The organism is Pseudochrobactrum sp. sp1633 (assembly GCF_030376605.1).
Taxonomy (GTDB): Bacteria; Pseudomonadota; Alphaproteobacteria; order Rhizobiales; family Rhizobiaceae; genus Pseudochrobactrum.
This window is the reverse complement of the sequence record NZ_JARRAE010000015.1, coordinates 34,251-59,171: the sequence shown is the minus strand read 5'-3', so window position 1 is coordinate 59,171 and position 24,921 is coordinate 34,251. Positions and strand designations below refer to the sequence as shown.

At 53.3% G+C, this 24,921-nt stretch carries 19 protein-coding genes; 12 read left to right on the top strand and 7 right to left on the bottom strand.

Going from position 1 to position 24,921, the window contains the following annotated elements; translation table 11 throughout:
- Positions 1-2: 2 nt before the first annotated feature.
- The 10 genes from P8H26_RS14765 (at position 3) to cydX (ending at position 10,422) form a co-directional block, all read left to right on the top strand.
- Positions 3-1,655 carry a monovalent cation/H+ antiporter subunit D gene (locus tag P8H26_RS14765; protein WP_289633942.1) on the top strand — a complete coding sequence of 551 codons (1,653 nt, stop codon included), beginning with the start codon at positions 3-5 and terminating at the stop codon, positions 1,653-1,655.
- Entirely contained in the window at positions 1,652-2,134 is a 483-nt protein-coding gene (locus P8H26_RS14760; RefSeq protein ID WP_289633909.1) for a Na+/H+ antiporter subunit E, read from the top strand. The genes P8H26_RS14765 and P8H26_RS14760 overlap by 4 nt, the downstream gene beginning before the upstream one ends.
- Positions 2,131-2,412: a K+/H+ antiporter subunit F gene (locus tag P8H26_RS14755; RefSeq protein WP_289633908.1), complete on the top strand. Its 282-nt coding sequence runs from the start codon at positions 2,131-2,133 to the stop codon at positions 2,410-2,412. The genes P8H26_RS14760 and P8H26_RS14755 overlap by 4 nt, the downstream gene beginning before the upstream one ends.
- Positions 2,409-2,762, top strand: a complete 354-nt coding sequence (mnhG, locus tag P8H26_RS14750) for a monovalent cation/H(+) antiporter subunit G (protein ID WP_289633907.1) — start codon at positions 2,409-2,411, stop codon at positions 2,760-2,762. Before P8H26_RS14755 ends, mnhG begins: the two co-directional genes overlap by 4 nt.
- Before the next feature lie 140 nt (positions 2,763-2,902).
- A complete protein-coding gene (locus P8H26_RS14745; protein WP_289633906.1) occupies positions 2,903-3,484 on the top strand; it encodes a GbsR/MarR family transcriptional regulator in 582 nt (193 codons plus the stop codon).
- Between the two features lie 94 nt (positions 3,485-3,578).
- The gene (gene cydD / locus P8H26_RS14740; protein WP_289633941.1) at positions 3,579-5,360 is read left to right on the top strand and encodes a thiol reductant ABC exporter subunit CydD; all 1,782 of its coding nucleotides are present in this window, start codon (positions 3,579-3,581) and stop codon (positions 5,358-5,360) included.
- Positions 5,357-7,051 (top strand): thiol reductant ABC exporter subunit CydC, encoded by a 1,695-nt coding sequence (gene cydC, locus P8H26_RS14735; RefSeq protein WP_289633905.1) that lies wholly within the window; start codon positions 5,357-5,359, stop codon positions 7,049-7,051. The genes cydD and cydC overlap by 4 nt, the downstream gene beginning before the upstream one ends.
- A gap of 429 nt (positions 7,052-7,480) precedes the next feature.
- Positions 7,481-9,094: a cytochrome ubiquinol oxidase subunit I gene (locus tag P8H26_RS14730; RefSeq protein WP_289633904.1), complete on the top strand. Its 1,614-nt coding sequence runs from the start codon at positions 7,481-7,483 to the stop codon at positions 9,092-9,094.
- Complete coding sequence (cydB, locus tag P8H26_RS14725; RefSeq protein ID WP_289633903.1) at positions 9,094-10,239, top strand: cytochrome d ubiquinol oxidase subunit II; 1,146 nt, start codon at positions 9,094-9,096, stop codon at positions 10,237-10,239. Before P8H26_RS14730 ends, cydB begins: the two co-directional genes overlap by 1 nt.
- Before the next feature lie 51 nt (positions 10,240-10,290).
- The gene (gene cydX, locus P8H26_RS14720; protein ID WP_289633902.1) at positions 10,291-10,422 is read left to right on the top strand and encodes a cytochrome bd-I oxidase subunit CydX; all 132 of its coding nucleotides are present in this window, start codon (positions 10,291-10,293) and stop codon (positions 10,420-10,422) included.
- Between the two features lie 53 nt (positions 10,423-10,475).
- Here cydX and P8H26_RS18105 read toward each other — a convergent pair whose 3' ends face one another.
- From P8H26_RS18105 to P8H26_RS14690, 7 genes are all read right to left on the bottom strand, one after another.
- Positions 10,476-12,797: a TonB-dependent receptor domain-containing protein gene (locus P8H26_RS18105; RefSeq protein WP_308446682.1), complete on the bottom strand. Its 2,322-nt coding sequence runs from the start codon at positions 12,795-12,797 to the stop codon at positions 10,476-10,478.
- Positions 12,798-13,104: 307 nt separating this feature from the next.
- Entirely contained in the window at positions 13,105-14,130 is a 1,026-nt protein-coding gene (locus P8H26_RS18100; RefSeq protein ID WP_308446681.1) for a TonB-dependent receptor, read from the bottom strand.
- 111 nt (positions 14,131-14,241) lie between these two features.
- The gene (locus tag P8H26_RS14710; RefSeq protein WP_289633901.1) at positions 14,242-15,198 is read right to left on the bottom strand and encodes a FecR family protein; all 957 of its coding nucleotides are present in this window, start codon (positions 15,196-15,198) and stop codon (positions 14,242-14,244) included.
- Positions 15,199-15,283: 85 nt separating this feature from the next.
- Positions 15,284-15,784, bottom strand: a complete 501-nt coding sequence (locus tag P8H26_RS14705) for an RNA polymerase sigma factor (RefSeq protein WP_289633900.1) — start codon at positions 15,782-15,784, stop codon at positions 15,284-15,286.
- A 181-nt stretch (positions 15,785-15,965) separates the two neighbouring features.
- Complete coding sequence (locus P8H26_RS14700; RefSeq protein ID WP_289633899.1) at positions 15,966-18,692, bottom strand: TonB-dependent receptor; 2,727 nt, start codon at positions 18,690-18,692, stop codon at positions 15,966-15,968.
- A 157-nt stretch (positions 18,693-18,849) separates the two neighbouring features.
- Positions 18,850-19,806 (bottom strand): FecR domain-containing protein, encoded by a 957-nt coding sequence (locus P8H26_RS14695; RefSeq protein WP_289633898.1) that lies wholly within the window; start codon positions 19,804-19,806, stop codon positions 18,850-18,852.
- A 6-nt stretch (positions 19,807-19,812) separates the two neighbouring features.
- Positions 19,813-20,340 carry an RNA polymerase sigma factor gene (locus tag P8H26_RS14690; RefSeq protein WP_289633897.1) on the bottom strand — a complete coding sequence of 176 codons (528 nt, stop codon included), beginning with the start codon at positions 20,338-20,340 and terminating at the stop codon, positions 19,813-19,815.
- A gap of 237 nt (positions 20,341-20,577) precedes the next feature.
- Here P8H26_RS14690 and P8H26_RS14685 point away from each other — a divergent pair, with 237 nt between their 5' ends.
- On the top strand, positions 20,578-21,723 hold the full coding sequence (locus P8H26_RS14685; RefSeq protein WP_289633896.1) for an efflux RND transporter periplasmic adaptor subunit: 1,146 nt from the start codon (positions 20,578-20,580) through the stop codon (positions 21,721-21,723).
- Between the two features lie 11 nt (positions 21,724-21,734).
- Positions 21,735-24,824 (top strand): efflux RND transporter permease subunit, encoded by a 3,090-nt coding sequence (locus tag P8H26_RS14680; protein WP_289633895.1) that lies wholly within the window; start codon positions 21,735-21,737, stop codon positions 24,822-24,824.
- Positions 24,825-24,921 lie beyond the last annotated feature (97 nt).

The following is a 24,921-nucleotide window of genomic DNA, read 5'->3' as shown; positions in this document are numbered from 1 at the left end:
TGCTGAATTGGCAAGACCATCTGATTATAGCGCCTATACTGCTGCCGCTCGTCACCGCAGCGCTTTTGCTGTTGTATGATGAGCGCCGTCGTGTGCTGAAATCCGCGATCAATATCGGCTCAACTTTTATTCTGTTCGTGATTGCGATTATGCTGGTCGGCGCGGCGAATACGCCTGATGACCGCGTGATCCCTTATCTGCTGGGCAACTGGCCGGCACCCTATGCCATTGTGCTGGTGCTTGACCGTTTTTCGGCGATGATGGTGCTGTTGACGAGCATTCTCGGGCTCGCAGCACTCTGTTTCTCGCTGGCACGCTGGCACAAAATGGGGTCGCATTTTCATACGCTGTTTCAGCTCTTGCTGATGGGGCTGAACGGCGCGTTTCTGACCGGTGATCTGTTTAATCTGTTCGTGTTTTTTGAGGTGCTGCTGGCGGCATCCTACGGGCTGGTGCTGCATGGTTCCGGTGCCACCCGTGTTAAGGCAGGCCTGCATTATATTGCGGTCAATCTCGCGGCATCATCGCTGTTTCTGATCGGCGTCAGCATGATCTACGGCGTGACAGGCACGCTGAATATGGCCGATCTCGCGCAGCGGATTCCGAATGTACCCGCAGATGATCTGATGTTCTTGCAGGCAGGCGGCGCTATTCTCGGCACAGCTTTTCTGGTGAAGGCCGGTGCATGGCCGCTGAATTTCTGGCTGCCGACAACCTATACGGCGGCTGCCGCACCGGTGGCAGCCCTGTTTGCGATTATGTCCAAGGTCGGCATTTATGTATTGCTGCGCCTGTCTTTGCTGTTCTTCGGGGAGCTGACACCGCGCACCACAGGCTTTGGTGATGCAGGACTGTTTTATATTGGTCTGGCAACAATTACCTTTGGCCTGATCGGGGTGCTGGCCTCGCAGGCGCTCGGGCGTATTGCCGGTTACAGCGTGCTGGTTTCCTCTGGTACTTTGCTGGCCGCGATCGGCACAGGCAATGTGGCTGTTACCGGTAGTGCCCTGTTCTATATGATCAGCTCAACACTGACGATTGCCGCATTCTTTCTGCTGATTGAACTGGTGGAGCGGGGGCAGGATGCCGCCGCCAACGTGCTTGCCGTGACGATTGAAGCTTATGGTGACGAGGAAGAAGAAGAGGAAGACGAGGTTGGCACAGTGCTGCCTGCAACTCTGGCTATCCTCGGGGGCTGTTTTGCGATCAGCGCCATTCTGCTGATTGGCCTGCCGCCATTCTCTGGTTTTATTGCCAAGATTTCGCTGTTGTCGGCGCTGTTTAATCCGGCGGGCATGGGTAATGATGCGCCGATCTCAACTGGCAGCTGGATTTATGTCACGCTGATTATTCTCTCCGGCGTATCCGCGCTGATTGCCATGTCGCGCTCGGGTATCCGTACATTCTGGGCGTCGATGGAAGGCAATGTGCCGCGCGTGCTGATTATTGAGCTGGTGCCGGTGGCGGGGCTGCTGTTTCTGTGTCTGGCGCTGACAGTTCAGGCGGCACCGGTGATGCGCTATCTGGATGCGACAGCGCAGGCGCTGCATCGTCCGCAAAATTATATTGACCATGTGCTTGAGGCAAAGCGTTCAACGGGTTTTGAGCCGGTCGCAGGGCAGGTATCGCCGCCCAAGAAGGGGGCAGCACAATGAGAGCATTGTTTCCGCATCCTGTTTTATCATCCAGTTTCTGGGTTATGTGGCTGTTGCTCAACGGCTTCACGCCGGGGCATGCGATCTTAGGATTTTTTGTTGCAGCCGGTGCCGGTCTCGCATTCACATCGCTGGCGCCGGAACCGGTGCGCATAGGGTCTGTGCGTGCGGTTGTTGAGCTGTTCTTTCGTGTGGTTGCAGATATTTTCTGGTCGAATATTGCGGTCTGTAAAATTATTCTTGCGAACCCTAAAGAGCGGCAGGCCGGTTTTGTCACCATCAGCCTGCAATTGCGCGGGCGTTTGCCGCTGGCCATTCTTGCCTGTATTGTAACTTCAACACCGGGCACGGCATGGGTTAATTTCAATCCTGCCACCGGCGTTCTTCTGATTCACATTCTCGACAAAGAGGGAGAAGAGGAATTCCGCACGGTGATAAAACAGCATTATGAACGCCTGCTGATGGAGATTTTCACATGAGTGCGGTGATTTTGTTCTGGGCGATCAATGTAACCCAGATTTGTCTGGGGTTGGCGCTGTTATGCGCAACGTACCGGCTGGTTGTGGGGCCCAGAGCACAGGACCGGGTGCTGGGGCTTGATACGCTTTATGCCACGATGATGATGCTGTTTATCACATTCGGCATCCGCACCGGCACCTCGATTTATTTTGAATCGGCTTTGGTCATTGCCCTGCTGGGCTTTGTTTCCAGCGTGGCGCTGGCAAAATTCCTGATGCGCGGAGAGGTGATCGAATGATGAATGCAACAGACCTCCCGCTCTGGGCTGCTATTCTCGTTTCCGTGTTTATGGTGGGCGGCGCAGTGATTACGCTCATCGGTGCGATCGGCCTGATCCGCTTCAAAATGTTTTACGAGCGCATCCATGCGCCCACACTCGGCACCACTTTCGGTGTCGGGGGCATTCTTATCGCATCAATTATTTTCTTTACAGTCTTGCAATCGCGACCGGTTTTGCATGAACTGTTAATTACCGCTTTTGTGTTTGTGACAACGCCGGTAACACTGATGCTACTGACACGGGCAACCATGCATCGTGATAAAACGGATGATAGCCGGCAATTGCCGACTTCAACCGATCTTTATTAGCGACTTTGAGGCTGCCGTTTCTCTGATTTGTGTTGCGACCTATTGTCCAAACCTGTTTTGCGGGTTGCGGAGGAGCAACAATAATAATAACTGAACTTTCAGTAATTTCTGAAAGTTCAGAAAATACGGGAGCAACTGACTTGGAATTGTCGCCAATCGTACAATCATTTGTACTTCACTTCGGTGAGATGGGCAGCCGCTGGGGTATCAACCGCACGGTCGGGCAGATTTACGCCTTGCTCTATCTTTCAAAAGAGCCTCTCTGTGCTGATCAGATCGTGGATGGCCTTGGCGTCTCGCGCTCGAATGTCTCGATGGGTATCAGAGAGCTGCAAGGCTGGAACCTTGTTCTGCTGAAACATATACCGGGTGACCGGCGCGACTTTTACTCCACGCCGGGCGATGTCTGGCAAATTCTGCGCACATTGGCAGAAGAACGCAAAAAACGTGAAGTCGATCCGACTTTGAGCGTGTTGCGTGAAATTCTTATGGAAAAGCCGACGACTGAGAGTGATGCCTTTGCCCAGCAACGCATGGGCGATATGCATGGTCTCATCGAGCGCCTGACCAACTGGTATGACGATGTGAAATCGCTGGAAACCGAACGACTGACGATGCTTTTGAGCATGGGGTCCAAGGTTACGCGCTTCCTTGAGGCCAAAGACAAAATTGTCTCTCTCGGTCGCAGCCGTCCGCAAAAAAAAGAAGGTCAATCGGAGTGAAGGAGAGGGCGGCGTGAGTGAAGTTTTATCCGGTTCGTCTGTCCCTTCAGAAACTCTGGCGGGAACACCGGAAAAATCCACCTCTGATACAGTCATAGTTACCGGCAGCAGCAAAGCTGCCGGAACTGTACAGGCGCCTGCACGCCGCCGTAAAAAGCGTGCACAACCGGCTAATTTACGCAAAGGCGGATGGCTTCAGGTACTGGCGGCGCTGATCTGGCTGCCGCAGGCAGGGCTAATGGCCTATGCGATTAATGAACTCACCGTCAGCGGCAAGGTCAGCAATCTGTTGATGATTGCTGCGTCAGTTTTTGCACTTGGTCTGCTGCGTACCGCCTTGCAGGGCGCTGGCGAGCGGATCGCTTTTAAAGCATCGCGTGCGGCACTCTCGGATTTACGCACTAAATCGGTGCAGGCTTTGGCTGCGCGTTCCCCGCTGGATCGCAACCGTGCGGCATCGGGTGAGGCGGCAAGCATTCTCGCGGAACAGGCTGAGATGGTGGTAGCCTACTGGTCGCGCTATCAGCCGGTGCAGATGAAAGTTATGACTGTTCCGTTTGTCTTTCTGATTGCGGTTCTGTGGTATTCCTGGGCAGCGGCGCTTGTGTTGCTGGTTGCAGCTCCGCTCATTCCGGTTTTTATGGCGCTGATCGGCTATCGCGCTAAAGCCGCCAGTGAAGAACAGCTGGTGGAAATGGGGCAGATGAATGGTTTCCTGCTCGACCGTTTGCGCGGGCTGGCAACGATCCGCACATTCCATGCCGTTGACCTGACAGCGCAGCGTCTGCGCAGCAATGCCGAGACCCTGCGCCACAAAACTATGATTGTTTTGCGTATCGCTTTTCTGTCCTCGGCTGTGCTTGAGCTGTTTTCGGCACTCGGCGTGGCAATGGTCGCGGTTTATATCGGCTTCCATCTGCTGGGTGAACTGAACTTCGGCGCATGGGGCGCAACACTGACACTGGGGCAGGGGCTGTTTATTCTGCTCCTTGCACCAACATTTTTTGAACCGCTGCGTGAGCTTTCTGCCGTCTGGCATGATCGCGCAGCCGGTGAAGCCGCGATAGACGCGCTGGAAAATATCAGCGCCGGTGGTATGAATCTCACTGCTATTGGCGCATCTGGCTCAATACCGCTTGAGACAGATAAGAACCATGCAATCACATTGCGGGATGTGGATTTCAGCTATGATGCGGCTGATGAAACAGCTCTCCTCGATGATTTTAATCTGCAGATTGCCAAGGGTGAACATGTTGCCCTTTTGGGGCCGAGCGGCAGTGGCAAGTCGACCCTGCTGGCGATGATGGCCGGTCTGATTGCACCGCGCAACGGCGATGTATTGATCAATGGTACAGTGCTGGATCAAAACAGCGCTGAAAGCTTACGTGAGCAATTTTCATGGGTCGGGCAGAAACCGCATATTTTCTCCGGTTCTGTGCGCTCCAATATTACGCTCGGCCGCGAAGCATTTACGCTTGATCATGTGCAGGAAGCACTGAAAACAGCGGCTCTGGACAGCGTGGCCTCGGCCGCAGCTGCAACCTCACTGGGCGAAAACGGCACCGGTCTTTCCGGTGGTGAAGGTTTGCGTCTGGCGCTGGCAAGAGCAGCGCTGAAATCCGATGCCGCCATTATTTTTGCAGATGAGCCGACAGCCCATCTGGACAGTGAAACAGCAGCCAAAGCGACAGAAGGCCTGCTGGCAATGGCACAGGGTAAGACGCTGATTATTGCCACCCATGATGAAGAACTGGCGCAGAAAATGGGGCGGGTTATTCGCGTGGATCGCCTGAGTGGCGCAGAGCGTCTGCATATTCATGCCGACAGCAAGGATCATCCCGTATCTGTGGCCTCAGCACGGAGGGCGGCAGAATGAACAAGCTTGCAGTTCTCAAACCCGTTCTGAAACTGTTTTTCCGTGAGAAGCGCGGCAAATTATGGGCAGGTATGTTGCTGGCCGCCATGACGGTTCTGTGCGGTATTCTTCTGCTCGGTCTGTCCGGCTGGTTTATCACGGCAACGGCTATTGCCGGACTGGCAACGGCCACAGCGCTGGCTTTTGATGTCTTTGCGCCTGCTGCCGGTATTCGTCTGATGGCTATTCTGCGCACGGCATCGCGCTATGCCGAGCGACTGGTGACCCATGATGCAACATTGGCAGTGCTGGCTGCAATGCGGGAAAAACTGTTCCGCAGCTGGGCAGCACCACAAGCGGCAAAAGAGCTGCTACGCCGCCCAAGCCGTCTGCTGTTTCGTTTGACAGCTGACATTGATGCGCTGGATGCGCTTTATTTGCGGGTACTGGTGCCTGCCGCTGCGGCTTTTGTGACGATGCTGGTAGTTGGCATAGCATTCTGGCTGATGGATGCCACTTTTTCACTCGCTATGGTGGCGGTTCTGTTGATCGCAGGTTTTGGCCTGCCGGTGATTGCAGCCCTCTGGGCGATGAAACCGATGCGCAGACGCGCCAAGGCGGTTGAGGCTGTGCGTGCGCGCAGTATTGATCTGGTCTCCGGTCAGACAGATTTGCTGATGGCCGGACGGCTGAATGCGCAAAGTGCCAGCATATGTGCGGCGGATCAGCGGCTTTCAGAGGCTGATGATCATCTGAACCGTATTGAGATCTCGGTCGGTGCCGGTTTCGGTGTCGCTTCGGTTCTGCTGCTGTGTGTTGCCCTACTCGGTGGCGTGTGGCTTGCAGAAGCAGGTGTGATTTCGCCCGCTGTTGCCGCATTCGCTCTGTTGATGGCCTTGGGCGCGATGGAACCTTTTGCAGCGCTGCGCCGTGGCGCTATGGAGCTCGGCCGCACGCTGATGGCAGCAGGACGGGTTGGCAATCGCTATGAAACCCAGCCGCAATTTTATGTGCCTGTACAACCGGCAGACCCCCATGAGGCGGTTTATCTGGAGCAGGTGAATGTGCGTTACGAAGACCATGCACCATTGGTTTTGCAGGATATTAGCCTGACTGTGCGCAAGGGTGAAAAACTGGCTGTGGTTGGCACCAGTGGCACAGGCAAATCCACATTGATGGCGCTGCTGGCCGGTGAGATTGAATCGCAGAGCGGCACAATCAGGCATGAGGCTGCAACGCTGCTGACGCAGAAAACGCAGCTGTTTCAGGATAGTCTGGCGGAAAATCTGCGCCTTGCTCGCCCGCAGGCCAGTGATGCTGATCTGATGCAGGTGCTGGAAATGGCTGGCCTGTCTGAAACCGTAGGTGACATGCCGCAGCAGCTGGATACGATGCTCGGTGAGGGCGGGCTGGGGCTCTCGGGCGGGCAGGCACGCCGCCTCGCATTGGCACGGCTGTTTCTGCATAACACGCCGCTTTGGCTGCTGGATGAGCCGACCGAAGGGCTGGATAAGGCAACCGCGCAGGATATTTTGCAGCGTCTGGCACAAGCCGGCGATCAGAGCAGAACAATGATCATCGCCACGCATTTGCGCCGTGAGGCTGAGATTGCAGACCGCATTATTGTGATGAGTAATGGCCGGATGACGGCAGAAGCATCAAAAGATACGCAGGCGTTTTCGGAAATACTGAATACGCTGCGGCAGGTATAAATGTTTTCAGGACAAGAAAATCTCCTGAAAATCCACTAACAAAACATGGCTCTAAAAAGGAAACTCCGCTTTATGAAACATGATGTCCCGCCAATCCTCAGAGCGATTATCTGACGACAGCAGCCCGCTCTGGCTGAACTGAACGCGGTTTCCTCCCAAGCACCGCTTTCAATTTTCAAAATGTGAAAATTCTGCAACCGGCCAGTCCTTCTGGCCGGAACGGATATGCATATCCTGTTCCTCTGAAATAGTGTAATCTGGAACAGATCTATCTTGGCATATCTCACCTGCAGGCATCTCGCTGACGTTTCCGGCAATAAAGCCGGTGACTCTAACTGTCTGATTTAACGCATAATTTTATCTAAAAAGCCGAAACGCTTTTTTGGAATTATGCTCAACAGGAGCGCCGCGCCCCCGCGGCGGATGATGATGGAACTGGATATTGTTTCACTATCCCGTCTGCAATTTGCAGTCACCGCCATGTACCACTTTTTGTTTGTTCCATTGACGCTCGGGCTATCTGTCCTGCTGGCGATTATGGAAACGGTTTATGTGATGACCGGCCGCCTGATCTGGCGGCAAATGACAAAATTCTGGGGTACACTTTTTGGTATTAACTTTGTCACCGGTGTCGCCACCGGCGTGGTGATGGAGTTTCAGTTCGGTATGAACTGGAGTTATTACAGCCATTATGTCGGCGATATTTTCGGTGCGCCGCTGGCGCTCGAAGGGCTGATGGCCTTCTTTCTGGAAGCAACCTTTATCGGCCTGTTTTTCTTCGGCTGGGATAAGCTTTCCAAAATCGGCCATTTGATTGTGACCTATCTGATGGCGATTGGTTCCAACCTTTCCGCTTTGTGGATTCTGGTTGCCAATGGCTGGATGCAAAATCCGGTCGGATCGCGCTTTAATCCTGAAACCATGCGTATGGAAATCACGGACTTTTTTGCCGTTGTTTTCAACCCTGTTGCGCAGGCCAAGGTCGTTCACACCGTATCCGCCGGTTATGTCACCGCTTCAATTTTCATACTTGGTGTGTCGGCATGGTATATGCTCAAAGGCCGCCATATGGAACTTGCCAAGCGCTCCATGACGGTTGCCGCCTCTTTTGGTCTGGCGGGCGCCTTATCCGTTGTCGTGCTGGGTGATGAAAGCGGTTATCTGACCTCCGATCACCAGAGCATGAAAATGGCTGCGATTGAGGCGATGTGGGATACGGAACCGGCACCGGCCTCTTTCACGCTGATTGGCGTGCCGGATCAGGAAAACCGTGTGACACATTTTGCCATTCACATTCCTTATGTGATGGGGCTGATCGGCACGCGCTCTCTGACCATTGAAATTCCGGGTATTAATCAGCTGGTTTTGCAGGCTCAGGATCGTATCCGTGAGGGTATCAAAGCCTATGATGCTTTGCAGGCGATCAAAGCCACACCACGGGGCGAACAGGCTCTGGCAGAAGCCAAACAGGCTTTTGAGCAATATGGCGAGCGTCTGGGGTATGGATTGCTGCTGAAAAAATACGTTGATGATCCGCGTACAGCAACGGATGAACAAATCGTGGCAGCTGCTAATGATACAGTGCCGGGTGTGTTGCCGCTCTTTGTCGCCTTCCGTGTGATGGTCGGCCTGAGCTTCTATTTCCTGTTGCTGACCGGCACATTCTTTTTCCTGTCGGCTCGCAGAAAGCTGAACACACATCGCTGGCTGCTCTGGGTTGCGGTCTTCTCTATACCGCTGCCCTGGCTCGCGGCAGAAATGGGCTGGTTGGTTGCAGAATTCGGTCGTCAGCCGTGGAGTATTGAAGGGGTGTTGCCGACAGCTGTGGCGGTATCCAGTCTCAGTCCGACAACAGTGCTGATTTCTCTGACCGGATTCATTCTGATTTACACGGCTCTGTTCATCATCGAGATGGGTGTGATGATCCGTGCGATCCGCAACGGGCCGCAACCTGACCATGCACCGGTTTCCGCGCAATTTGCAAAACCTGCTGCAACTGAGCCGGCAAAACTTGGCTCAGCACCAATCGGGGAGACAAAATAATGGTTTTGTCCGAACTTCTTGATTATTCAACACTGCGCATCATCTGGTGGGTTCTGCTGGGGCTTTTGCTGATCGGTTTTGCGGTGATGGATGGCTTCGATCTTGGTATTGAAACCATGCTGCCTTTCGTTGCGCGCACAGATCTGGAACGACGTCTGGTGCTGGAAACCATTGAGCCGGTCTGGGAAGGCAATCAGGTCTGGCTCATTCTGGCAGGCGGCGCAATTTTTGCCGCATGGCCGCAGCTTTACGCAGTGTCATTCTCCGGCTTTTATCTGGCGATGTTCCTCATCCTGTTCGCCCTGATCCTGCGGCCTGTCGGCTTTAAATTCCGCAATAAGCGGGAAAGTATGCTGTGGCGTAATAATTGGGATCGGGCGCTGTTTATCGGTGGTTTTATCCCGTCGCTGATCTTCGGTGTGGCTGTCGGCAATGTGCTGCTCGGCGTGCCGTTCCGTATCAATGATGATATGAAGATCTTCTATGAAGGCTCATTCTTTGCCCTGCTCAATCCGTTTGCACTGCTGGCGGGGCTGATGTCGGTGGTTATGCTGACCATGCATGGCTGTGTGTGGCTCTGTGTCAAAACCACAGGCATTGTGGCTGAGCGCGCCAGAAAATACGGTACGGTTCTCGCTCTGCTGATGGTGGTATTCTACGCCGCCGCCGGGCTGTATCTCTGGAAATCCGGTCTGGGTTACCGCATTACCAGTGAAATTGACCCGAATGGACCGTCCAATCCGCTGTTCAAAACTGCGGTGGTGGAGCAGGGTGCATGGCTTGCCAATTATCTGCGCTATCCCGCACTGTGGGTTATTCCGGCGCTGGGTCTTGTTGCACCGTTTGTGGTGATGCTGGCTCTGTGGGTGCGCCTGCCGGTGGTGGCGCTGCTGTCGGGCAAACTGGCGATCTTCGGTGTGATTACATCGGTCGGTGTGGCGATGTTCCCGTTCATTCTGCCGTCATCGCTTGATCCGGGTGCCAGCCTGACGGTCTGGGACAGCTCATCCAGCCATCTGACCCTGTTCATCATGCTGATCAGCACGGGCATTATGCTGCCGATCATCATGCTCTATACGAGCTGGGTTTATTATGTTCTGCGCGGAAAAGTGACGGAAAGTGATCTGGAAGAGGAGCATTACTGACATGCCCGTTTCCGTCATCATTTCTGTTTCTTGTATAGTATGAGGTTTTAAATGTGGTATTTCGCCTGGGTATTAGGACTACCTCTCGCCGCTGCTTTCGCCGTGCTCAATGCCATGTGGTATGAGCTGGTAGACGATGCCGCCAAGAGCAAAGAGCGGGGAAAAACCGGCTCCGAACATTAAACAAAAAATCAAAAAGCCGGTCTGAGGAAACTCAGACCGGCTTTTTAGTCGTATCAGAAGCGGTAATTCACACCGATTTTAAATGTATGAAAATCAAGCGAGTTGGACGCTTTGCGTCCGTTTTTAACACTCGACGATCCCTCATGTTTGACCGTCTCATAGATCGCTTTTTCATAAGGCTCACAATATTGCGGAAAGCTGGTGCAGAAATCGGCCATGCCCGGCTGTTTTGACGGATCAACAATCTCAACACCAGTCTTTTCCTGCGTCTCCCAGTCACGGATAATACCGGCACGGGCATTGTTAAAGTTGAAATTGGTTTTGCCGAAACGGGTATAGGAATAATCCGCCATCACCGACCAACGGTCATTAATGGCATATTCAATCCCGCCGCCGGCTGTCCAGCCGAAGCGTGTTGCCTTTTCTTTTTCGGTTAGCGCAATTTCTGTGACTTTGTCAGAACTGTCTGCACTGACACGATATTGCTCGCGCGACTGGCTCTCGCGGGCAAAGGCCACACCGCCGCTGCCGTAAAGCATCCATTTATTGTCAAAAGCATAGCCGAGTTTACCGCGCACAGCGGCAGTCCAGTCAATGTCATAGAGGGTCTGCGCCTGCACATTGCCGGTGCCGGCAAAATCGCCTTCTGTTGTGCGGGCTTTATGTGCCGCATTCAGATAGGTCTTGCTCCAGTCGGCGCCGATGCCGAGCACCACACGGTTTGGCAATTGCCAGTTATAACCGGCCTGCACACCAAACAACCCGCTATCCATGTCGAAATCAGCGGATTCTATTGCCGCAACCGCATTGGATGTGCCGTCCAGTGCCGTGGTGGTTCCCCATGTACGGCCAAAAACACCACCGGCATGGGCACCGGCATAAAGGCCTGTCCAGTCAATCGGAGTACCTTCAGCTGTTGGACGCCGTGTCAGGAAGGACGGCAGAGACGGCAATTGCTGTTCGCCGCCGATATCGGCTGTGAGGCTGGCATAGAAAGTACGGCCCGGACCCGGCTGCGTCACAAGCCCCAGAGGATCAATGTAGAATTTATCAAACACATTCTCGACGCGGAATGCCGCTGTCAGATTGTCCGTGATTTTATATTCTGCAAACAGGTCAACAAGTGCATAGGGTTTCCAGAGTACAGGCGTGATGAATTCCGATGCGCCTTGTGCAGTCACATCGCCATGACCGATAGCACGCGGGCCCGTATAGGAAACACGCCCGCCGAGCATCAGCCGTTCTTCCAGCAGTTTCTGCGACAGGGTCAGGTCAACCGAATATTTGGGCTGCACATGGTTGGTGGCATAGTCACCATAGAGGCTCTTGCCGTCGCAACTGTCGGATGTCCGGCAATATTCAACATTCAGATAATAATTGGCTGCCAGATCAGCTGTGAAACCGTCCAGCTCATAGCGACCGGAAAATTCCAGACCGGAAAACTTGGCACGGTGGATATTGCCGATATTCAGGGCAAAATTGCTCGGATTTTTAGTGTCATATACAATATTGCGCGAGATGTAGTTTTTAACATCCCAGTTGAAGTAACCGAGTTTCAGCATACCCGTATCTTGATCGGTAAGCAGGCTGTTACGGACGACATTGGTGCCGATTTCCCAATTGCTGGATCGCTCCGGTTTTACATCCGTATTTGCGGTAACGCTGTTAAATGCGGAAACGGATTCAATAATGCTCGGCGCGCGCAGCGTATTGGAATAATTGACATAGAACTGGGTCTGTTCCCACGGTTCAAAAGTCAGACCGACAGACGGACTGAAACCGCCGTCATTGGTTCTGGACCCCTGTTCCTTTGCATTATTGATCTGATTGCGCTCATAGGGGTCAAAACGGTCTTTCGACCAGAAATGCGAATAGCGCAAACCGCCATTCACAGTAAGCCAGTCAACAGGCTTATAAGCAGCCTTCGTATAAGCCGCGACTTCATGGCGGATCGCATCACGCGGTGTCATCCAGCCTTCCAGAGCTGCGGAATGTTCACTGCCGCGCGTATCTTCCACACGGAAAGATGTGCCGTAAGTCAGATCCAGATCGCCTGCATCAAAAGTGAAAGCGGATTTGTTCTGGATATCCCCGCCCCACATATCACTGTCAGATCCGACACGGAAATCGGCAGGCAGGCCGATCCCTCCCGGTGTAACACCACGACCGCCGCGTACCGGATTGCGCAATTGCAGATGTGTCCAGTAGAGATTGGCGCGCAGATCGATCAGCTCATTGTCTTCCGGTTTCCAGTTATAACGCGCAGTCACCGTGTCGAGGCTGGTGCCAGCGGTTTGCTTTTGCTGTATGGACTGATCTTTAATGCCGCTCAAGCGTGAGGCCAGCCTGTCACCGGCCTCGCTGCGATAACCCATATAGCCGAGCTGTAACGCATGGTCGTCAGCAAAACGGGCATTGAGTTTTGCCAGCCATGACTCAGTTTCCAGCTGGGTGTTGAGGACTTCCTCACCCGGACGGTAATTGGTCAGCCCCTGATTGGCATAATATTCGTTCCAGTAATTACTCGGACTTCTGGGTGTGCAGTTAATGGCAACCATTGAATTGCAATAAGGCTGTTTGCCGAGATTGACCGGATCGGCCGCTGCAGAGCCACGCGTACCTGCATGATAATTACCCTGTTTACGCCGTGCATAACCGGCCAGAACATCGATTGCATCGCCTTTATAGGCGCCGACAATGCTGCCGGAAGCATTGGTGGGCGAAAGGAATGACGGTCTGTCCATACCGTCTTTTGAGCCGACAGGTGCTTTCAGCGTATCCCACGGCGCATAGGGCCACTGATAACCGCTCAGAGCGCCGGCTAGTGGCCTTGGATGTGTTGCCGCCAATCCCGCCTTTAACGCGGATACCCCAGTGATTACCGTCTTTAACAATATCTTCCACACCGACCGTGCGCATGCTGACCGAACCGGCATTGCCCCATGAAGCGGTGTCCGCCCCCTTGTTGATTTCCACACCGGCAATAAAGTCAGGATCAACATAGGTGCGGTTGGAAACACCCTGATAACCCTGATAGACGGTGACAGAGTTTTCCGCGCCGTCAATGGTCGTGGATACGCGCCCCATGCCCTGCATGCCGCGGATATTGACATCAATTGATCCTGCACCATTGCGTGCTTCACCGGATTTGACACCGGGTGTGCCACGGAACATATCCGCAGGGCTGGAGCCGCGATAGCGCTCAATTGTTTCGCCGGAAATATAGGTGGTTGGTGCTGCCGTTTCATAGGGCGCTTCCGCTGCGGAAATCGAGCTGCCATTGGTAATGGTGATCGTGTTGAGTGTGATACTGCCATCCGGTGCAGCGCCGCCGGTGCTTGAGGCAAGGCGCTCGGCAATCAATACGGATTTTGTGCCGGTGAAATTATAGGTCAGGCCGGAACCCTGCAAAATCCGCGCCAGTGCCTGCTCCTTGGTGGCTGCACCTGAAATTCCCGGAGAAGATTTCCCGCGCACAACAGCAGGTTCATAGGATAGCTGGGTGCCGGATTGGCTGCCAAAGGCTGCGAGTGCACGGTTGAGCGGACCGGAGGGAATATTGAAGCCTGTCTGTTGCTGTGCCTGTGCATTGAAGCTGGTTGCTGTCAGAACCACGCCGGTTATCATTGCCGTTGTCGCCAGCAAAGCGGCTATCATGGCTTTGCTGTATTTGGTGTGTCGTTCCGCTTGTTTGGTGGCGCCTGTCATGCCTGCTCACTCCGTCGGTCAATCATTACAGGCGTTTTTTCTGCACGATAAAACACCCTCATATTCTTCTTTACGAGTGGCGGATAAAAATATTCAGTTTTTACTCATATTTTATACGGAGGAGACAATTGTCAGCAAAGAGGCAATTTTCCGTGTCTTTGCACCAAAAGGCCGGACAACCGCTGCAATGGCTGCATCAGGGTCGTTAAGATCAAAAACACCGCTGACCGTGCGCGATCCGAGTGAAGGATCAGCGATAATCACACGCCCGTTTTGCCAGCGTGAAATCTTTGCACAAAGGGCGGCAACGGTTTCATTTTCCGCAAACAGCATATTGGAGCGCCATGCTGCAATTTGTGATGGCTCCTGTTCGCCACGGGTAATCCGGCTGGTTGCACTGTCAAAAGTAAGCCACGTACCGGCCTCCAGCTTTTCGCTTGCCGGTTTGCCGGTTCTGGCTTCAATTGTGCCATGCGCGACGGCCACAGAGAGAAAGCCTTTTTCTGCAGAAACATCAAAAGCTGTGCCCAATGCTGTGACCTGCATAGGGCCGGTTGAGACGGTAAAAGGCCTTGTGCTGTCCGGCTGAACCTGAAAATACGCCATGCCGGACAGCAGTCCGATACGGCGGTCTTGCTCAGAGAAATCAACGGCAATTGCACTGTCAGGCCCCAGCGTGGCGAGACTGCCGTCAGGCAGGGGAATGTCCCTGATCTCTGCCGTGGAGGTGATGTGATCGGCCTGCGACAGCAGCCACAGATGCGGCATTGTCAGCGCGCCGGTGGTCAGGGCTCCAAGGCCGAGCGTGGTTCCGGCAATGAAATTGCGGCGGGATAGTTTGTTTTTCTCTGGTATTTTCCGGTTTTCTGTGAACAGCGTGCCGGTCATACCGTGGATGGCAGCCACACGCGCCCAAGCCGCTGCATGGGCGGGACTGCGGGTGACCCATGTTTTAATCATATCGACGGAGACCGGATTAACGGGGTCATTTTGCAGACGGATAGCCAGATCGGCTGCCTCACGAAACAGACGCTGTGCTTCCTGTGTCTCATCAGCGGAATTGGTCATGCGTTCAAAGCCTGTCCGGATAAATTACTGTCTCATTTCTCTTTACGAATGAGCGCGGTTAATTTTCAGTTAATGGGGAAATTTGTCACAGTCCGGTCAGGCGGCTGTCAATAAATTCATAGGCATCTCTGATGAGGGTCCATGTTCTGCCCACGGAGAGATTAAGTTCCGCTGCAATCGCCGCAATGGTCATCTCATCCATACGATGCATCTCGAATGCTTTGCGCGTTCGGTCGGGCAGTTCCTGCAAAGCCTGTTGTGCCAGCATCAGTTTCTGCCGGTCATAGACCTGTTTTTCCGGTGAGGGAGAGGGGTCAGCAATGGCCAAAAAATCTTCGGGTGCAAGATCAACTTTGCGCAGCAAACCCTCCCGCCGCTGATGATCTGTACCGAGGTTGCGCGCAATTCTGAACAGGTAGGCAGCGGGATTATAGGTGGTTTTGCTTTCCGCAGGCGGCGAGACCAAAACGCGTAAAAAAGTATCCTGCGTCAGATCGGCAGCCGTTTCTTCGGGAAGCCCTCTGCGGCGTAATGATTGTATAATATCACGCGCATGTTTTTTAAAAAGATGATGGAGATCCCACATCTGTGTAACCGTTTTCTGAAAGCATATGCGTCCGGCTCGACAGGCAATGACGATAGAATAAATCTTGACTATAATAATCAAGTTTATTTTGCAAGGCATAAATCTTCGCTTCAGATACGGGCAGGGGCTATGCCGGTGAGTGTGACCCGACGGCATAGCGGTCTGTTTGTCCCTGCGAGCCTTAAAAATTGGCTGTCAGAGATGCATAGAATGTCCGGCCGGGTCCCGGTTGCTGCGCAAGGCTGAGCGGATCGACATAGAACCGGTCTGTCAGATTTTCCACGCGCACACTGGCGGTATAAGTGTCGTTGATTTTATATTCAGCAAACACATCAACCAGTGTGTAAGGTTGCCAGTTGATCATCGTGATAAACTGCGACATGCCTTGTCCTGTGACATCACCGTGGCCGGTTGCACGCGATGCGGTATAGGAAATGCGGCCGCCGACCGTGAGTGCATCATCCAGTAATTTCTGGGTCAGGGTCAGGTCTATACCATATTTAGGCGGTACGTGATTGGTGGCATAGTCGGCATAGAGAGATTTGTTTTCACAGGTTTCAGCGGTACGGCAGAACTCCACATTCAGATAATAATTGGCAGCCAGTGTGGCTTCGAAACCGCCGAGCGCATAATTGGCCGACATTTCAAGACCGGAGAAACGGGCGCGGTCAATATTGAAAATGCGCACATTCGCAGAGTTCGCATATCTGTGGAATTCGCGGGCGATGTAATCTTTTACATCCCAGTTGAAGTAACCCAGTTTGAGCATTGCACGATCTGTACCGGTAATCAGGTCGTCCTGAATGAAGTTTGCACCGATTTCCCAATTGTTGGAACGCTCTGCCTTTGCATCTTCATTCACGGTCATATTGAAAGCGGACACGGCCTCCATAATGCTCGGCGCGCGTAAGGTGCTGGAATAATTGGTGTAGAATTGTGCGCCTTCAAACGGCTCGATTGTTACGCCCAATGACGGGCTGAAGCCGCCCTGTTTGAAACGCGCTTTGCCGTAAACCATATCAGGATGAACATATTTTGTGCGGCTGCGATCGCGTGACCACATATGGGAATAGCGCAGGCCGCCATTGACCGTCAGCCAGTCAACCGGTTTATACGCTGTCTTGATATAGGCTGCGGCTTCTTTACGGGTGCCGTCACGTAAATCAAGAAATGTGTCCCATTTCCTTGTTCCTTCTGTCGGCTTGGTATCTTCTTCTTTGTAAGACGCGCCATAGGTCATATCAAAATCACCATAGGCAGTCGTGAACTGTGAACGGTTGCTGATATCGCCGCCCCATGTCCACAGATCGGGTCCGGATTTAAAGTCGACCGGCGCATTTGCCGGCAGCCAGTCAACCGGATTGCGTTGCTTCAGCTTCGTACCCCAGAGATTGGCCTTGAGATTAATCAGGTCATTCTCTTCAGGATCCCAGCGATATTTAAATGTTCCGGTGTGTGCTTCTATATCTGTCGTCAGGCGCTGTTGTCTGGCTTGTTGTCCGAGTGTACTCAAAGCATTAGCCTTAAAAGTACCAGCCTTGCTTTCAAAGCCTGTGTAGCCAAGCTGAATACTATGGCCGTCGCCGAACATGACCTTGCCCTTCAGCAGCAGGGATTTCGTTGCCATTTGGGTGTTGAGAACCTGCTCACCGGGGCGGTAATTGGCCAGACCTGTGTTCTCAATATATTGCGGATACCATCTGTATTCAGGATTGGGTAAGTTACAAAGAAAACTGCATACGCTCATCCCGCCGAGATTGGCAATACCGGCAGCAGGGCCGTTTTTACCGGCATGGTAATTGCCGCGCTCGCGATAGGCATAGCCTGCCAGCAGTTCAATATTTTCATCCTGCATTGCCGCAACGATACTGCCTGAACCATTGGTCGGCTTCAGAAAAGCCGGACGGTTCATGGTGTCATCCGAACTCTTAACACTTGGTACATAGAGATGATCGAATTCCGGCTGCAGATCGCCGGGGTAACCGCTATTGATAATTTCATAGCCTGCTTTTGTATCCGTCACCGGTTTGCTGGAATTGGTGCCGAAACCGCCTTTGACACGCAGGCCGAAGCGGTTGCCTTCCTTGACAATATCACCTGCCTCAATTGTACGCATGGCAACGGTACCGGCAATGCCGCTGGAAGCAGCATCGGAGCCTTTCTGAATATCAATGCCGCCGAGGAAGTCGGGATCAACAAAAGTACGGTTCGAAATACCCTGATAGCCCTGATAGACATTAATGGCATTTTCTGCGCCGTCGATGGTGGTGGCTACGCGCCCCATGCCCTGCATACCGCGGATATTCACATCAATCGCACCGGCACCGTTGCGGGCTTCACCGGACATCACGCCTGGTGTACCGCGGAAAATATCAGCAGGGCTTGCGCCGCGAAAACGCTCAATCGTCTGCTCTGAAATATAAGAGGTCGGCGCTGCTGTGTGATATGGCGCTTCAGCGGCAGCGATTGCACCGCCATTGGTAACGGTAATTGTATTGAGCACTATACCGCCATCCGGCGCAGCGACGGGACGGGCATTACCTGCAGGGTCATGAATTGTGAGCGTTGTGCCTTGAATGGAGTAATTCAGGCCGGAGCCGGACAGCAGTCTGCCCAATGCCTGTTCCCGTGTCATCGTGCCTTGCACCGCAGGGTTTGTCTTGCCGGATACTATATTGGATTGCATCAGCAGTTTGAGACCGGCACGGTCGGCAAAACCGGCGAGTGCAGAGCCCAGATTTTGAGAGCGGATATTGAAACTGATTGTCTGGGATACAGTGGTCTGCGCATGGGCAATCATCGGCAATCCGGTGCCAAGCACTGCAATGAACGCAACCGAAGCCAGAAGTCCGGTCTTTTGTGTACGTTGAGACGAAGAGTGCTTTTTCGCCTTTATGATAGCCTGCATGAAATTATTCCGCCTTACCAATATGACACATTCCGGCCTCCGCTAAAGGCGGTAATTCCGGTCTCATATTTTAAAGACGAAACGACATGGCTGATCTTGCACCGGTAAAATGTAAAAATATGATATTTTTTATCATGAATTTGAAAGATGTTGTTTTTCAACGCAGAATTGTCACAAAAGGCAGTCTTGTCACGGATACCGGCAGGGTGGTTTCAATCGCCTGCAAAATCTCTTCCGGCTGGTTCAGATCAAAAACGCCGGTCACTTGCAGTGAGCGCAAATGCCGGTTTGCAATGATAATTTTACCTGTACGGTAACGTTCAATCTCAGCAACCACATCACCGAGCGGTTTGGCGTTGAAAATCAGCTTGCCTCTGCGCCATGCGGTTTCTATGTCGGAATCCACATCTTGAGCCGCAGAGGTGAAAGCGGTGTCCTGATAGCTGATGCGTGAATTGGCCTGCATCACCACTATATTGCTGTTTGCTGCTGCCTGCGTCATATCCGCTGTGACACTGACAGTGCCCTCTACTACGGTGACCACAACTTGCTGTGGCTTGATATCAATATCAAAGACTGTGCCTAAAGCGCGGGTCTGCCCGTTTTGTGCAGCAACAATAAATGGCCGTGCAGCATCTTTAGCAACGGTGAACAGAGCCTGCCCCTCATGCAGAGTGAGCCGCCGCTCTTTTTCACCCATCTCTACGGACAGTGCTGTATAGGCATTGAGGAATATCGTAGATCCGTCGGCCAGAGTGATTGTGCGTTGCTCACCGATGCCGGTCGTATAATCGGCATAGAGGCGCGGCCCGATGAGGCCCGTCTGATGTAAAGCTGCGCCACCGGCTAACAAACCGGCAAATCCGAGTATTGTGCGTCGTGTGTAGTGCTTTTGCTTGGCAGATTTGCGGATGCTTTTACCGGCTGTGCCAATGCCATGCCAGAGCGCTTCCGCCTCACGTGCGGCCATTTCATGATCGGCACTCTGGCGGCGCCAGTCTGCAAATTGCGCATGATCCTGCGCTGTTGCCCGCCCTGAGCTCAATTGCACAATCCGGTCGATTGCCTCATCGCTTAAGGTTATATCTGTTTTATATTGGCTCTTATCTGTCATCACAGTTCAGCTGATCCCGCGAAAATGATCGCGGCAATGCCGCAAAGCCTGTGCGAGATAGCGTGCGACCATACTTTCTGAAACGCCCAAACGCTGCGCAATTTCATAATGGGTCAGGCAATCACAGCGCGCCAGCAGCAAGGCTGTGCGCGGCTTTTCCGGTAATTGCAACAGCGCCAAAACCAGCTGCCGCAACTGATCGCGGTCAATCGTGAAGATCTCCGGTGAGGGGGTAGAATCTGCAACCGCTTTTAAAATTTCCTCGTCACTCAGGCAGGCTTTGTAATGGCGCTGTTCTTTGCGCAGCAGGTCAATCGCTATGTTATTTGCAACGCGCAAAATGAAAGCACGGTGATCGCGAACCTCACAGGTCTTATCCTGTATCTTTGTCAGGCGCAGCCATGTTTCCTGCAATGCATCATCCGCCAACTCATGCGAACGGGTGCGCCTTTTGAGCATGTCACGCAGCCATTTTAACTGCCGCAAATAGGCGGACATCAATTCTTCATGGTTGTTGGCTGATCGGATATTCATGGCGTGTGTCTGTGCAAAGTTTCAATGGATATAATACTATACTAAAATAATCATGTTTAATAGTGAAAAATACTGATCAGAAAATGGAAGGTACAATGCCGGTTTATACGCGATGAAATATCACGCAGCAGCCGGTGTTTCGCAGGGTTTGTATATTACCTCTGCTGAAACTTAACAGACATGCTGTTTGTGAAGTCTTTGGATTTCTGACCTTACAAACCTAAAGGGTGTCGACACATGAGGTTTCTGCTGTACCTCTCAGCCATTGCCTGTTCTCTGCCGCTGTTGTTGACGGTGACTGCGAAGGAGACCCGCGCAGATGCAGCGATTGCGGGCACTCAGATACCGGCAGCGGGCCGGACTGTCTCAACCGTGATTGCCAGCCAAAGGGTGGCAGAATGGAAGCTGGCTTTTAACGGGCTTTTTGTGCCGCGCGAGGAAGTGTCTGTCGCCACAACGCTGCAAGATCAGCGTATCGCTGCGGTTGAGATTGAAGCAGGGGACTTTGTGAAAGCCGGACAGGTGCTGGTGCGGCTGGATACTGTGAAACTGGATATCAAGCTCAAAGAGACAGAGGCCCGCGTTGCCCGTGCCCGCGCATGGCTGGCACAGCAGGAAGCAACACAAGTGCAGGCGCAGTCCAATCTGGAGCGGACAAAACGCCTACGCACCAACGGGGCTGTAAGTGAGCAGTCCTATGATGACAAATTGTCTGCGCTGAACATCGCCGAGCAAAGCGTGGGGGTAGCAAAAGCAGAACTTGTGCAGGCGGAAGCGCAATTGGCCGAAGCACAAAGCGAGAGAGAGCGGGCGGTTCTTTATGCGCCTGTCAGTGGTATTGTTTCTGAGCGCAATGCCCGCGTTGGTGCACTTGCCGGTGACGGCGCGCTTGTCAGCCTTATCCGCGACGGTGAAATCGAGTTTGCGGCAGAGGTGCCGGAGAGTGAACTGCTTCTGCTGCAGGCGGGCCAGCCCGCAAAGGTGAGATTACCGGACGGTAAGTCCGCCAGCGGCCATATCCGGCTGGTATCACCGAAAATCGACCGCCAGACGCGGCTGGGCACGGTGTTTATCTCTGTCGACGGAAAGCAGATGCCGCCTTTTTCTGGTGCTTTTGGCAGAGCGGATGTGGTTTTTGCCAAAAAAGAAGCAATTCTCATCAATAATTCCGCCTTTTTGCATGATGCCAAACCGTCTGAGGCTTCAGTCTTTGTTGTGGTTGGCGGCAAGGCCGTAATACGAAAAGTGACGCTCGGCCTGCGCAGGGGCGGAGAAGTGGAGGTTCGTTCCGGCCTGAGCACCGGCGAGCATATTGTTGAAAAGGCAGGCCCGCTGCTGCGTGACGGCGAAACTGTTACGCCTGTTCCTGCCCGGATTCCGTGAGAGTATTTCAGATGACCAGCAATATTTCTGCCTGGGCAATCCGCAAGCCGGTGCCAACCATTGTTCTCTTCATTGTCCTGATCGTGATCGGATGGATCGCGTTTACCAAATTGCCGGTCAATACCAATCCGAATGTCTCATTTCCGGTTGTGAGCGTTGTGGTAACGCAGGCGAGTGCCGCGCCTTCCGAGATGGAGACACAGGTAACACGCCGTATTGAAGGTGTGGTGTCTGGTATTGCAGGGGTCAACCACCTTCGCTCTGTCATTGCTGACGGGGTTTCAACGACAACAGTTGATTTCCGCATCGGGATAGACCCTGACCGCGCAGCCAATGATGTGCGCGAGGCGGTAGCGCAAATCCGCTCGGAACTGCCGCAGACGATTCAGGAACCGGTGGTCACGCGTGTTGATACCGACGGCGGCGCAATCCTCTATTATATGCTGTCTGCCCCGCAGATGTCTGCGGTTGATGTATCATGGTTTGTCGATGACACAGTGACCCGTGAATTGCTGACGGTTGCAGGGGTGCAGAAAGTGCAGCGTCTGGGCGGTGTCACCCGCGAAATCCGCATTACCCTGAAACCGGAGCGGTTGCTGGCATTCGGCGTCTCGGCAGATCAGGTCAATAGTGCGTTGCGCGACCTGAACGTGAATGTGCCCAGCGGCCGTGGTACGATTGGTGGCAGGGAACAATCTGTACGCACAATTGCCAGTGCAAAAAGCGTTGAAGAACTCTCTGCTCTGACAATTGTGTTGCCGGGCAACCGCTGGGTTCCGTTACGGGAGATAGCCACAGTGCAGGACGGTTCGTCCGAAGCGCGCAGCTTCTCCCGTCTTGATGGCAAGCCGGTGGTCGGGTTTTCTGTATCGCGGGCAAAAGGCTACAGCGATACGGTGGTCGCAGATGGTGTCGCCGCCCGTCTTGATGACATTCGCAAATTGCATACGGGTATAGAGATCAGAGAGCTGAGCTCTACGGTCAAATATACCCTGCAAAGTTACAATAATGCGATTACTGCCCTTGTGGAGGGCGCTGCTCTGACGATTGCAGTGGTGTTTCTGTTTCTGAGAAACTGGCGGGCGACACTGATTGCAGCCGTGGCCATGCCGCTGTCGATTCTGCCGACTTTCGCGGCAATGTATTATCTGGATTTTACGCTCAACAGTATTTCCCTGCTGGCTCTGACGCTTGTGATCGGCATCCTTGTGGATGATGCGATTGTTGAAATCGAAAATATTGAGCGCCATGTGCATATGGGCAAGCGGCCCTATCTTGCAGCGCTGGAGGCATCGGATGCAATCGGGGTGGCCGTTGTTGCAACAACGCTGACGATTGTCGCAATCTTTGCGCCGGTCAGTTTTATCGGCGGGGCTGTGGGGCAGTATTTCAAACAGTTCGGCCTCACAGTGGCCATCGCGGTTCTGTTTTCGCTTGTGGTTGCCCGCCTGCTGACACCGCTGATGGCGGCCTATTTGTTGCAGCCTCATGCAGCGGTGTCAGGTCATGCAGGATCATCCGCTCTTGGCAAATGGTATCTGGGTATACTCGACTGGACGCTGCGTCACCGCATAGCGACATTTGCTATGGTTGCCGCGATTTTTGCCGGTTCGGTCTACCTCATGACATTGTTGCCGACAGGTTTCCTGGCGCAAAGTGATGTGGATAATTCGCAAGTCAGGGTCACGCTGGCGCCGGGCACAAGGCTTGATGAGACGGCTCGTGTTTCGGACGATATTGTTGACCGGTTGCTGCAGCGGCCGGAGGTAAAGGACGTTCTGGCAACCGCATCGGACAGTGTCAGTGAATTTACACTGCTGATTAATCTGAAGCCGCGTGAAGAGCGGGGCATGAGCCAGAAAGAATTCGAGGCGGTGGTACGCCCGATATTTACTGCCGTGCCGGATGTCCGGTTTACCTTTACCGCTGAGGGCGGCGGCAAGGAGGTATCTGTTGCTCTTATTGGTAACAACGGCGAAGATCTCACCCGCGCCGCCAGGGAGCTTGAAGTGCAGATGCGCGCTCTGCCGGAGCTTGCCAATGTGGTATCTTCGGAGCCGCTGTCTGCGCCGGAACTGCATGTGAAACCGAGGTTTGATGAGGCGGCGCGTCTTGGCGTTTCGCCGTCGGCTATTGGTATTGTGGCGCGGATTGCAACCTTGGGTGAGACCGATTCCAATTCGGCACAGTTTAACCTTGGTGACCGGCAAATACCAATCCGTGTTTTGCTGGAAAGCAGCGCACGCAGTGATCTGGATATGCTGAGAAACCTGAAGGTGAGCACCGCATCAGGAAAACCGGTTCCGCTTACCTCTGTCGCTGAGATCACATTCGGGTCTGCGGAAAGTCGTGTGGAGCGTCTTGACCGAAAACGGCTGATTGAGGTGGAGGCCAACCTGAATCATGGTGCCACGCTTGGCAGCGCACTGGAGGCGATTGCGAAACTGCCTGCGTATCAAAATCTTCCTGAAGGTGTCAGCCAGGTTGAATATGGCAATGCGGAATATATGGCAGAAATGTTCAATAGTTTCGGGCTGGCTTTGCTGACCGGTATTTTGATGGTCGCTGCGGTTCTGGTTCTGCTGTTCAAGGATTTTTTGCAGCCGCTGACGATCCTGATTGCATTGCCGCTCTCCATTGGCGGCGCGGCTATTGCTTTGCTGCTCTATGGGGCGGCACTGGATTTGTCGTCTGTTATCGGCATTTTGATGCTGATGGGGATTGTCTGTAAAAACTCCATCCTGATGGTCGATTATGCGATTGAATGCCGTAAGGAAGGACTTGATCGTCATGCAGCACTTTTGAAAGCGGGCATCACCCGTGTTCGTCCGATTGTCATGACGACCATCGCTATGGTGGCGGGAATGATACCGGCTGCCATTGGTATTGGCGGCGATGCGGGGTTTCGTGCACCGATGGCAATTGCAGTGATTGGTGGGCTGATTACCTCGACGGCTCTCAGCCTGATCTTTGTACCGGTGATGTTTACCGCAATGGATGACCTCAACAACTGGGCCAGCAAAAAACTAAAGAAGCTGAGCTCGGTGACAGAGAGTGACCGTGAGGCGGGTGAGCAGGTTCTCAACAAGCAGGAAAGCTGAGTAAGAGCCGGTTTTATGTGAGAAAGTGGCCGCACGTAGCGGATCATAAAGACAGGGAGCAGATGCCTGTTCCCTGTCTGTGAGGCTGATTATTGTC

Excerpts from the sequence above, each read along its gene's own strand:
- P8H26_RS14700 (WP_289633899.1), bottom strand. The coding sequence starts at position 18,692 with ATGCAGGCTATCATAAAGGCGAAAAAGCACTCTTCGTCTCAACGTACA.
- P8H26_RS14710 (WP_289633901.1), bottom strand. The coding sequence starts at position 15,198 with ATGACCAATTCCGCTGATGAGACACAGGAAGCACAGCGTCTGTTTCGT.
- cydC (WP_289633905.1), top strand. The coding sequence starts at position 5,357 with ATGAACAAGCTTGCAGTTCTCAAACCCGTTCTGAAACTGTTTTTCCGT.
- P8H26_RS14685 (WP_289633896.1), top strand. The coding sequence starts at position 20,578 with ATGAGGTTTCTGCTGTACCTCTCAGCCATTGCCTGTTCTCTGCCGCTG.
- P8H26_RS14755 (WP_289633908.1), top strand. The coding sequence starts at position 2,131 with ATGAGTGCGGTGATTTTGTTCTGGGCGATCAATGTAACCCAGATTTGT.
- P8H26_RS14695 (WP_289633898.1), bottom strand. The coding sequence starts at position 19,806 with ATGACAGATAAGAGCCAATATAAAACAGATATAACCTTAAGCGATGAG.
- P8H26_RS18105 (WP_308446682.1), bottom strand. The coding sequence starts at position 12,797 with ATGGGTTATCGCAGCGAGGCCGGTGACAGGCTGGCCTCACGCTTGAGC.
- P8H26_RS14705 (WP_289633900.1), bottom strand. The coding sequence starts at position 15,784 with ATGTGGGATCTCCATCATCTTTTTAAAAAACATGCGCGTGATATTATA.
- P8H26_RS14680 (WP_289633895.1), top strand. The coding sequence starts at position 21,735 with ATGACCAGCAATATTTCTGCCTGGGCAATCCGCAAGCCGGTGCCAACC.
- P8H26_RS14690 (WP_289633897.1), bottom strand. The coding sequence starts at position 20,340 with ATGAATATCCGATCAGCCAACAACCATGAAGAATTGATGTCCGCCTAT.
- cydB (WP_289633903.1), top strand. The coding sequence starts at position 9,094 with ATGGTTTTGTCCGAACTTCTTGATTATTCAACACTGCGCATCATCTGG.
- mnhG (WP_289633907.1), top strand. The coding sequence starts at position 2,409 with ATGATGAATGCAACAGACCTCCCGCTCTGGGCTGCTATTCTCGTTTCC.
- P8H26_RS18100 (WP_308446681.1), bottom strand. The coding sequence starts at position 14,130 with ATGACAGGCGCCACCAAACAAGCGGAACGACACACCAAATACAGCAAA.
- P8H26_RS14730 (WP_289633904.1), top strand. The coding sequence starts at position 7,481 with ATGGAACTGGATATTGTTTCACTATCCCGTCTGCAATTTGCAGTCACC.
- P8H26_RS14760 (WP_289633909.1), top strand. The coding sequence starts at position 1,652 with ATGAGAGCATTGTTTCCGCATCCTGTTTTATCATCCAGTTTCTGGGTT.
- cydX (WP_289633902.1), top strand. The coding sequence starts at position 10,291 with ATGTGGTATTTCGCCTGGGTATTAGGACTACCTCTCGCCGCTGCTTTC.